Below are 10,576 nucleotides of genomic sequence, written 5' to 3' on the forward strand. Positions count from 1 at the left end.
TATGGGACAAGTTTGGCTACCATCTGCAAGTTATAATCTTTGGTCTTTATCAGATTCACGAGTAGGTCAAGAATTCTGGTTTTGTGATATGAAGCGAGGCTTTAGCAAGGTTCGTCAGAAAGAACCTCAAGTTAAAGCTCTGTTGGAAGACAACAAACCTCAGCGAATTGGGAAATTAGCACAAGGCGGGGTTTATGAATTTTATCAATCTCCCCAACTTTTGTCCCAGTCTGATGGTGTGGGACAAGTTGCAGCTATTCTGAAACTAAATCAAGAGCCAGAGGAAGTTCAAGAGCGAATTATTGTGATTCTGAATAACTATTACAAAAAACCTATTTTAGTTGGCAAGGAAATTATTCAGTTGAACAAAGGCGATGAAGGATTTCCTTCACCGATCACTATACAAGAGGGTAGTTATTCTTTCAATCTATATGCACCAACTGATTGCACTTTTGAACAACCAGATGGTACTATTCATATTTTAGATTTCAAGACAGGTAAATCAGACTTTGACCGACGACAGGCTTACCTCTATCTATTAGCAGCTAGCTATCTCTATCCACAACAACCATCTGTTGCCTCATTCTACAACTTAGAAACTGGCTTGGCATCTGACATAATTACAGCCACTCCTGAACAACTGAAATTTGTGCAGATAGAGCTAGCAGATATAGCAAAACGATATGAGCTTGAAAGAATGCATTATAGGCAAAACCCAAATTATTTTGCCAAAATATTTCCTCCCAAAGCTGGTACAGTCTGTAACTCTTGTACCTTTAATTCAATTTGTGAATTTTCTGTAAGTGAGGTTTCTAGGTGATTGCTGCTGCAACTATTAGTCAAACAAAAACTTTATCTTCTAGCGAGATTTTCCGTCTAAACTTTTCAAATACTAATATAATGTGCTTTCAACTGAAACCTGAGATTGAACAGGAGGAAGGCATTAGCTTAAGCTTCCATCTTAGTCGGATTTTACCTCACATAGTCGTTGTTTGGGATAAGCCATATTTTTATGCTCTTGGTAAATTCAAAAACTCTATGCAGGAATTTGGGAGAGACTGGGAATCTATGCTAGAACAAATTGCTCTGGAAGGAATAAAAGACTTTAGCGATCGCACTTGGGAATTTCAAGAAGTTCCACTCACTAAAACACTCTCAGCAAATGTTATTTCTCTATTCGCTTATCAGGTATTAAAGACATCTAAACCATATCCCTTTTCATCCATAACTGCTCTGTCCAAAAATGGTGTGCAAGTAAGACGTGAGGCAAAGTTTTGGGCAGAACCCATCGAAATACATGGAACTTTACAAGCGGCTATTGCTTTAACCTTTAAAAGCAAGTTTTTGTTAACAAAAACTTTGGCTGATTTTTATCTTAATCATCCTGATAAGCATAACCCAGACAAGCTTTTGATTGATCTGAATGTTCGCTCTCTTTCTGGTGATATTCAAGGTAATGGTACTATCACCCAGCTTATTAAAGAGCCTTCGTTGATACACAAGCAAAAACTTATTAAGCAAGCCAAGAATGAAATTAGTAAGAAAGCTCTGCAAGATGATCTATCTGATAAATTCCTGGTGGCTGTTAAATTTGGTAAAGGTAAAAAGCTGTATGAATATGGCATAACTGCTTTGCGTCCTTGCGTTACATCTGAAACAGCTAGTAAGTTTGGGGTTAACTGGGGAGAATTGCTGAAGCAAACCAAAATTCTTTACAAAGAACGAACAAAATTATTAACTACCTACAAAGAAGAAGCTGAAAATGCTTTAAATAATTATGGATTTGAGTTAGGAATCAGCATCAACAGCCGTCACTATCCAGAGTTGTTTTGGCAACCACAAGTTCCAATTGAAGATACACCCTTGCTATTTGGCAACGGAGTTATTAGCGCTCAAAGTAAGATTCTCACAGGTCTTTCTAGAGGTGGTGTTTACCGCCGTCACAATAAATTTTCTGATCCATCCAGACCAATTCGGATTACTGTTCTAAATCTTTGTGAGGTGGGATTAGATGAATTTATAAAACAACTTAAAGAACGGTTAAAAAGCTATAAATTTGAGAGCCTATTTGTTATCAACTCAATATTGCTAAAAAACTTCAGTGGGACTAAGGCCAGAGCAACGGTGGAGGAAGTAGTCAATGAATTAAATGAATTAATGGAAATTAAACCTGACATAGTTTTGGCTTTTTTGCCCCAGAGTGATCGTAACGCTGATGAGGAAGAGGGTGGTAGTCTTTATCACAAAATATATGATCTATTGCTTAGTCGCCAGATAGCTAGCCAGATGATTTATGAAAATACATTGAAGAATCCTGATTATTACAAAGATATTCTACATCAGGTAGTTCCAGGAATTCTCGCCAAGCTGGGTAATTTACCTTTTGTTCTGGCTGAACCTTTAGAAATAGCCGACTGTTTCATTGGATTGGATATTTCCAGAGAGTCTAAGACAAAACTTTCTGGAACAATGAATGCTTGTGCGAGTATGCGTCTTTATGGGAAGCAAGGAGAGTTTATTCGCTATCTGCTAAAAGATACTTTGATTCAAGGTGAAGAAATTCCTAAACAATTTCTAGAAGGACTGTTACCAAAAAAGGAGTTTGAAGGAAAAATAGTACTGATTTATCGTGATGGGCCCTTTTGCGGACAAGAAGTTGCTAATCTCCTAGAATGGGCTGAAGCCATTGGCTGTAAATTAATATTAGTAGAGTGTCGAAAGTCTAATATTCCTCGACTATATAATTTGGTTAATAAAACCATAGCTGCACCAGAAAAAGGTTTAGCATTGCGTATTTCTTCTACTGAAGCAGTTCTGGTAACAACTGAAGTAACTGAAAAGATGGGTCTGGCTTATCCTTTACGCTTGACAGTTATCACTGGAAACCACCCAGCTTTAATTTCTCCTCCCATAGAACAGGTAGTTGAAACTACTTTAAAACTCACCTTGTTGCATTATGGAGCATTAAAAATGCCTCGCTTACCAATGCCAGTATATGGAGCGCATAAGATGGCAAAACTGCGGTTAAAGGGGATTTATCCAAGCAGTATGTTAGAGGGCGATCGCCAATTTTGGTTGTAGAAGCAACCTAAATATTACAGGCATTTTGCGATCGCAAGGTGATCTTGTAGATGCCTTGATTCGTGGCGATATAGAAATATGAGCATAAATAAGCATAAACCGCACATTCTTGTGTTTGTTGCCTGAAGACGATGCTAATCGTCAGATTGCAAACGGATTTATTCTTGATCTAAGCCTCAATAGCCGCGTTATTCAAGTCCTACCAGAGGCTCGTGGTTGGCAAAATGTTGTGGATACATTCACGAATGATTATGCCTCTACAATGCGACAATATCCACATAGAATGATTGCTTTACTGATTGAGTTTGATGAGGATAAACATAGATTGAGTTGTGTAAAGCATCAGATTCCAGATGATTTAAAAAATAGAGTATTTCTTCTAGGAGTGTTCTCTGAACCAGAGAGGTTAAGGAGAGATATTAACAAGGATTTTGAAAAGCTTGGAGATGCCCTTGCAAAAGATTGCTCTGATAACACGAATCAATTGTGGGGCCACGATCTTCTCAAACACAATAAAACTGAGTTAGATCGGATGATTTCATCTGTGAAACCATTTCTGTTTTAAGCGATCGCCAAACAAGCCGTTATCAGTTTCTTTTGCTTAAGCGTGGCAAGATGCCTCACTTATCCACGCTTAAGCAGCGACTAATCTAGCCCTCTATTTACGTACTAGGTTGAGCAATTCTTTCGGAGAAGCCAGCAAGTCAATCGCTACAAAGAAAATTTTGCCTTGGGGATCGAGCAAAAACCGCCATGCAATATTCATCCCCACACTGGCACCGAACCAAGGGCTTTGAACTTTACCTGTGACTTTAACTTGGGTATAGCCATCTTCCACAGGCTCAGATATACCACGCTCTGGGATCATTTTCAATCCCTGACATTCTTCACGCATATAAGCGCGGATTGCGTCTTGACCAATAATCGGTCTTTCAAAGGGAGGTTGCAAGGCACCTTGAGAAAGAAACAGAGTCACCGCAGCATCAAAGTCATTGGCATTCATGTTGTTGATATAACCCAGCACCGTCGGATTGTTGATGCCCTCAATGGTGACTTTAGTCCGCAACGCTGATGCAGTGGGAGGAGACACAGGCTCTGAGACTTTTTTGTAACTACCGGGAGCCTTCGGGTCAAATCCCATGCTAACTACGGTATTGCGTAGGATTGTGATTTGTTGACCTGAATCAGCATTACGGATGGCTTGCAACACTTCGGCAGCTTTAGGAGAAAGCTTGTAACCTTCTGGGATAGGAGCAACGATTCCCTGAGCCATCCATTCTCCTAACTGATACCAGAAGCCTAACTTGATGTTCACGGTGAAGGATGCATAGGAACGGCAGAAAGGAGTGTCAGCACGGTTAGCCAAATCGTACATGACTTGGGTTTGAGCCTCAAAAGGCATCTGCTTAATTTCTTCGAGTAAGCCTTGTGCGAGAACCATGTTAGCTGCCCCAGGAGCAGCAACGGTAATACTTCTACCCATCTCGGTATAGGCAAACCAGAGTAATGCTAGTTGATCTTCAGCATTGAGTTGAGAGAATGATTCGACAACCGTTGGAACAACGCCAGCAACTAGGGTGCCGGGAAAAATACCTTGAGCCGACTGGATGGTAAAAGACATAGCAGAAATTTCCAAAAGAAAATTACAGTTCTATCGAATGTGAAAAATCAAATGTGCAAAGACGGAGGAGAAAGGCGTTTAGCTGTTAATAAAGGCACTCAATAGTTTTCGCATCACTGATAGCGACTCATCTCACAAAGGGAGACGCCAAGGGCGAAGGAGCATCACAGTCCATCGTAGACATAGCTGCTCAACTGCATAGTTATTTAGAAAGCCTTAATTAACAGTGGTTTAACGCATTGATATTGCTTATGTATCTTTCTGTAAAAAAACATAACAAGTCTGTTACAAATAAGCAATACTTTCTCAGCTATACATTGATAATTTATACTTATGTATATGATAGGTTTTTATGAAGTCAAATTAAACGCAATCGTGCATTTGTGTGCATTCACTTCTAAGAGCGTAGGCGTAGCCCGTCGTAGACATCGCACGTCTCTACAGGCATCAAATTTCCATAATCCTTAACTGAACCGATAGCGCAGCATTAGCAAGTTTTGTCTGCGACACGCTATGTATGCGTAGCGTGCTTCCCCGTAGGGGTACGAACGTCACAGCCGACTTCTCGCACAAATCCGAAATATCCTACTTACTTAGTACGGTTTTTACTACTTTTATTTCTAAGTCAAGTAGTTGCAAAAAATATTTACAATAGTTAATATTTGTTCATAGGTAACAAAAACAGGGAGTAAAAAATAACATTAGAAGTTCTCACCGGACACGGTTTGATTGGATGGCTAACCAGCCTTTAGAGAAGACACTTTGAGATTTATGAATTTTCTTTACTTGACGAATAAACCAATTTAGAGGCAAACTTATGAAAACTGATTTTGATTATCCTAAAAAGGATTTAATTGGGCCCGTTGTTTTTAGACCTGATTTCAATAACTTTGAGACTATCAATGCAAATCAAGCCTGGTCATTGTTTTTCACTGCTGGTCAAGACGACAAGGGACTGGGACAAGAAATTGAGTTCGGCAGATTTTTCACTAACCTTTTAATTGCTATTGGAGTAACTGGAACTCTTTGGGCGATTTACTTCAGCCAATTGGGATGAGCAAGTTTGTTGATTTCTAGTGTGTGATAAATTTAACAGAGGTCTTGGATTTTGATACCAGGACTTCTTTTCACTTTTCAATAGGTCTAAAAAACTCTGTTTAGCTTTGGAAAAAGTCTGATGTTGATTGGATTTATAAAGCTTCCCAATTTGTCACGGTATTGTGGATACGTGGGCTTAGAAGTAGCAGAAATTGTTTCCAAACATCTTGCAGTTCAAAGTAAAGTCTATGTAATTCAAAATAGAAGGATATTGGTACATCAACTTTTAAAGTCTGGACTGGATGCTCATACAGCAGATCGAACTGTTACTTTACTTATATCAAGTCCGGTTTTACAATTAACCAACAAAAACCAGTGTGCAATTAATTTTACGCGAAAGTAACTATACAGGCAGTAAAAGGGACTAGGGTTAGGGGAAAGGTTACAGGTTACAGGTTACAGGGAATAATCTGTACCCTATTCCCTTCTTCAGTCCTCAGTTCAACGCAAACAACGAATCGCCTCTAATAGACCTCTAGCTTTATTCAGCGTCTCTTCATATTCTTTCTCAGGCTCAGAATCAGCTACCAAACCTGCACCGGCTTGTACGCTCACCGTATTATCATGTACTACCATTGTGCGAATTGCGATCGCAGTATTTAATTGTCCTTCAAAATCGTAATATCCATATACACCAGAATAAACACCCCGACGACTAGACTCTAATTCGTGAATAATTTCCATCGCCCTAATCTTGGGTGCGCCGCTTACCGTACCTGCTGGGAAGGAAGCTTTCAGTAAATCCCATGCTGTTTTACCAACTGCTAATTTACCCACAACATTGCTAACGATGTGCATCACATGGGAGTAGCGCTCAACTACCATTAATTCATCAACTTTGACGCTACCATTTTGACAAACACGCCCTAAATCATTCCGCCCCAAATCCACAAGCATGACGTGTTCGGCAATTTCCTTGGGGTCTTGGAGTAAATCTTCAGCGAAGGCTGCATCTTCCTTAGTGGTTTTACCTCGTGGACGTGTGCCAGCAATTGGGCGTACCGTTGCGATCACTCCACCATCTGAATCGATTTCGGCTTTCACCATCACTTCGGGACTGGAACCGATAATTTGCCAATCTTGGAAGTTAAAGTAAGCCATGTAAGGCGAAGGATTTATCTGACGTAGGGAGCGGTAAAGGGCAAAGGGGTCGCCTGTGTATGTTGTTGATAGTCGCTGGGAAATTACTACTTGGAAAATATCACCTGCTTTAATGTAGTCTTTGGCCTTTTGGACACGGGCACAAAAATCAGGGCGGGTAAAGTTACTCGTGTATTCTTCTACTCCTCCAGATACGCGACTTCCTGGCGGATTCCATTCCAATCGGGTTTTTTGCGGCGATAGGGGTAGAGATAGCTTTTCGAGCATTTGGGTGACGCGATCGCACGCTTTTTGATATGCTGCTTTGAAATCTACTTTCTCTTCACGTAAATCAGCATAAGCGATCGCCCAAATTTTCCGCTTTACCTGGTCAAAAATCAACAGATGGTCTACCTGCATCCACAATCCATCAGGGATATTTCGCTCATCTGGTGGATAAATTGGCACACGCGGCTCAATCCACTGAATTAATTCATAGCCCCAAAACCCAAACAAACCGCCAATTCCTGGCGGTAGCTCTGGTAATTTCACTGGGTGATAAGGTGCTAAACATTCGGCTAAAGCTGTAAAAGGGTCGCCGGCAAAAACGACCTGCGAACCATCGCGGTTTTTCTGGGTTGTGCGATCGCCCCTTGCTTCCAAAACCCACAGCGGATCGCAGCCTACTAAACTATAGCGTCCCAGCTTTTCCCCACCTTCTATCGATTCCAACAAAAAGCTATAGGGCTGACCTGCACAGACTTTATACCAAGCGGATACGGGCGTATCTAAGTCCGCTACCCATTCTTGATATACGGGGACGAAGTTGCCTTGTAGAGCTAGCTGAGAAAATTCGGAGAAATCGGGGAATACCATAAATTGCTTAGGGATGGGGCATTGGGCATTGGGCATGGGGCATGGGGCATAAGAGGCAGAGGGGACGGGGGGCAGAGGGGAAAGATTTGCTGTAATCTTTCCCCCTGCTCCTCTGCTCCTCTGCTCCTCTGCTCCCCAGTCCCCAATACCTAGTCCCTATACGTCGTGGGTAGCTTTACCACTGAACTTGAGTTGTGAGGGATTGGGGTTTTGCCCAATGCTGCGTGGGACATAACGCACTTTTTCACGACCTTGATTCACCTTTTCGGGGAAGACGCCATCGGCTGGGTGAAGTAAGGTAGTTTCTCCGTTGGGTAAAATCCGGTAAACTTTGTAATCTGTGATTTTGAGTTTACGGAGTTGCTGACCGCCCAAAAAGATGCCATATTCTTTACGAGCTATATACAGCAGGTTTTCACCTTTCCGCATAATAGCAGCACCACCTGTAGGCAATTCAAATACTTGCTCTTTCGGGCTAGTCCAAGTGATAGCGTACTTTTCTTCAACTACTGCTTTGTTTAGCAAGCCACCAGTGCTGCCAGCAAATAGCGGGGTTTGTCCAGAGAGTGTTTCTGCCATAAAGATGATTCTCTCAACGTTTTTAGGGAATCCTAACACCGCAACCAGGATCATATTGCGATCGCGTCATAGACTGTAACAGTTTTTAGTGATTTATCCTTTGTTCTTTGTGATTTGTTAAAAACTAATCCCCAATCCCCATTACCCCTTATCCCCAGAGGGGGCCCCACCTGACCCAATACCTATTTACTCTTGACTTTTGTTCGCTTTTCCTCTTGGCTATTCTGAACAATCGGGATGGTGAAGTGAAACTGACTACCCTGGTCTTTGCCAGTTGACTCTGCCCAAATTTCTCCACCCCAGCCATTAACAATTTGACGGCAAATTGCTAAACCAAGTCCAGTCCCGCCAGTGGTGCGGCGCAGCGCTCCCTCTTCTTGATAGAAGCGGTCAAAAACTATTTCTAAACGATTCGGTTCAATGCCGCGTCCAGTGTCAGCCACAGTTACCTCGACCATTTGACGGCTGTTGTAAATCGCTTTAATGTTGATTTCTCCTTGGGGTGGCGTAAATTTAAAAGCATTGTCCATGAGTTTTGCTAGTACCTCAACTAGCCAATCACCGTCTGCTCTCACCAGAGGTAGGTTTTCGGCAATTTGAGTTTTGATTTGGGGCGGCTTTTCCGTTGAAGAACGTGTGCGATTTCGGCTGAGTGCTAAATCCACACACTCTTGTAAGCTGAGTGATTCTGGATGCCATTCCACCCGACCACTTTCCAAGTTGGAAAGTGTGAGGAAATCTTGTACCAGTTTTCGCATCCGCTCTGAGTCGGAAAGAGCAGTGTTGAGCATGATCTGCTGCAACTCCAAGGGCATATCCGGTTCGGTAGCGAGACTTTCTAGGCAGACTTGAATTGTGGATAGGGGGGTACGCAGTTCGTGTCCGGTGATGGCTATGAGGTTGCTACGGGTGCGGTCTAGGGCTTCTAGCTGCTGGTTAAGTTCTTCTAGATTGGCGTAAGCTTCCGCTTGGATGAGAGCTGCTCCGACTTGGGTAGCGATCGCTTCTACCAAATCTAATTCCCCAGGTTGGCACTCGTGCGGTGGCATCCGGCAGTAATGTAACTCTACAATCCCCAATAATCGCCCCTGATAGAAAACTGGTTCCATCAGCCAAGAACGAATGGCAAACTTTTTGGCGATCATCGAAAGTCCTGGCGAATTGGTAACGCGAGGGTCACTCAGCGTATCGCTCACACAAACACCTTCGCCTTGTTCCACGATGTCCCGAAATAGGGAATTGTTCTCTAACTCCCAGGTTTGCCCACGAACAGATAAAACACCGGGAGTCAAAAATTCGTGTTCAATTATGGCTTGGCTATCTGTGGCTTGAGCGCGATAAATTAAACAGCGACAAGCTTCTAGGTGCTGTCCTAATTCTTGTGCCGCCACCTGGAGAACTTCGTGAGGATCGAGCGATCGCCGAATGGCAGTACTAATAGAGTTGACTAATCGTTCTTTTCGTGCTTGGGCAGCAATAGAACGGTAAGCTTTGTGCAATTTGTACTGACTAGCTTGCAAATAAGTTACTAAGCGCTGCACAAAGGGATCTGTATCAATGTCACAGGCATACTCGTTTACCTGTTCGGCTCCAGAGTGGTTTCGTGGCTGCCCGATGCCAAACCTCTGACGTGCCTGTTGAATTTTACTTGCCAGTTCTGGTCTGTAAACCAAAATCCTGTCTAAGAGCAATTCGGCGGCTTTCAGACTAACTCCCCTTTCCGATGTCCAAATTCCCTCAAATCTTCGCGCTGTGTCTATATCCAGATTAGGGCTAAGTTCCGGTAGTTGCTTGTTTTTGGCAAGAGAACCAAGGTTTTCTCGGCAAACCAGACAAGTCGCGTAATTGTCAGCAATCACTACCAAATGCCACTCCTGACTTAAGCCATCCGTTGGCTCAAAAGCCACTTTTTCGTAGTGTTCCGAACTGTTGGTGAAATCCGTTTCTGGAGCAGATAATACGTATATTTGATTACTTCGCAAGGCAAGTCGCTGGTAGCGATGAGCTTCTTGGCGGTAGAATCGCTCTCGCTGGAAACTAGCAATTACAAGGGGTTGCGCTAAAGTCGCAGCCAAAACTTGATCTTCCATCGCGTGGGAGAGCGCCGTTAGTGAAGCCTTAAAATATAGCTGGGGCCGCAAGTAGGGTAGGGACTTTAGCAGATCACTCAGCACAAAAGTCGAAATGCTCATGAATTATTGTTAAACGCTCAACCTCGATCAGATCCACGTCACAGCTGCA

8 protein-coding genes are annotated in these 10,576 nt (G+C 42.6%); 4 read left to right on the top strand and 4 right to left on the bottom strand.

Features of this window, described 5'->3' with window-relative positions; genetic code table 11:
• The first annotated feature begins 1 nt into the window (after window position 1).
• The 3 genes from V7K62_RS21805 (at window position 2) to V7K62_RS21815 (ending at window position 3,646) form a co-directional block, all read left to right on the top strand.
• On the top strand, window positions 2–820 hold the full coding sequence (locus V7K62_RS21805) for a PD-(D/E)XK nuclease family protein (protein WP_334867721.1): 819 nt from the start codon (window positions 2–4) through the stop codon (window positions 818–820).
• A gap of 80 nt (window positions 821–900) precedes the next feature.
• Complete coding sequence (locus tag V7K62_RS21810) at window positions 901–3,081, top strand: Piwi domain-containing protein (protein ID WP_334867724.1); 2,181 nt, start codon at window positions 901–903, stop codon at window positions 3,079–3,081.
• Window positions 3,082–3,196: 115 nt separating this feature from the next.
• On the top strand, window positions 3,197–3,646 hold the full coding sequence (locus V7K62_RS21815) for a hypothetical protein (RefSeq protein WP_334867726.1): 450 nt from the start codon (window positions 3,197–3,199) through the stop codon (window positions 3,644–3,646).
• A gap of 93 nt (window positions 3,647–3,739) precedes the next feature.
• Here V7K62_RS21815 and V7K62_RS21820 read toward each other — a convergent pair whose 3' ends face one another.
• Window positions 3,740–4,702: an orange carotenoid protein N-terminal domain-containing protein gene (locus V7K62_RS21820; protein ID WP_334867727.1), complete on the bottom strand. Its 963-nt coding sequence runs from the start codon at window positions 4,700–4,702 to the stop codon at window positions 3,740–3,742.
• An 817-nt stretch (window positions 4,703–5,519) separates the two neighbouring features.
• Between V7K62_RS21820 and V7K62_RS21825 the strand changes: the two genes are divergently transcribed.
• Window positions 5,520–5,759, top strand: a complete 240-nt coding sequence (locus tag V7K62_RS21825) for a hypothetical protein (RefSeq protein ID WP_334867728.1) — start codon at window positions 5,520–5,522, stop codon at window positions 5,757–5,759.
• A 482-nt stretch (window positions 5,760–6,241) separates the two neighbouring features.
• Here V7K62_RS21825 and trpE read toward each other — a convergent pair whose 3' ends face one another.
• The 3 genes from trpE to V7K62_RS21840 all read right to left on the bottom strand — a co-directional run bounded on the left by trpE (window position 6,242) and on the right by V7K62_RS21840 (window position 10,527).
• Window positions 6,242–7,756 carry an anthranilate synthase component I gene (trpE, locus tag V7K62_RS21830; RefSeq protein WP_334867730.1) on the bottom strand — a complete coding sequence of 505 codons (1,515 nt, stop codon included), beginning with the start codon at window positions 7,754–7,756 and terminating at the stop codon, window positions 6,242–6,244.
• A 156-nt stretch (window positions 7,757–7,912) separates the two neighbouring features.
• Window positions 7,913–8,335 carry a photosystem I reaction center subunit II PsaD gene (locus V7K62_RS21835; protein WP_334867732.1) on the bottom strand — a complete coding sequence of 141 codons (423 nt, stop codon included), beginning with the start codon at window positions 8,333–8,335 and terminating at the stop codon, window positions 7,913–7,915.
• A gap of 182 nt (window positions 8,336–8,517) precedes the next feature.
• Window positions 8,518–10,527 carry a DICT sensory domain-containing protein gene (locus V7K62_RS21840; RefSeq protein ID WP_334867734.1) on the bottom strand — a complete coding sequence of 670 codons (2,010 nt, stop codon included), beginning with the start codon at window positions 10,525–10,527 and terminating at the stop codon, window positions 8,518–8,520.
• Window positions 10,528–10,576 lie beyond the last annotated feature (49 nt).

Source organism: Nostoc sp. (assembly GCF_036917935.1).
Classification (GTDB): domain Bacteria; phylum Cyanobacteriota; class Cyanobacteriia; order Cyanobacteriales; family Nostocaceae; genus Nostoc.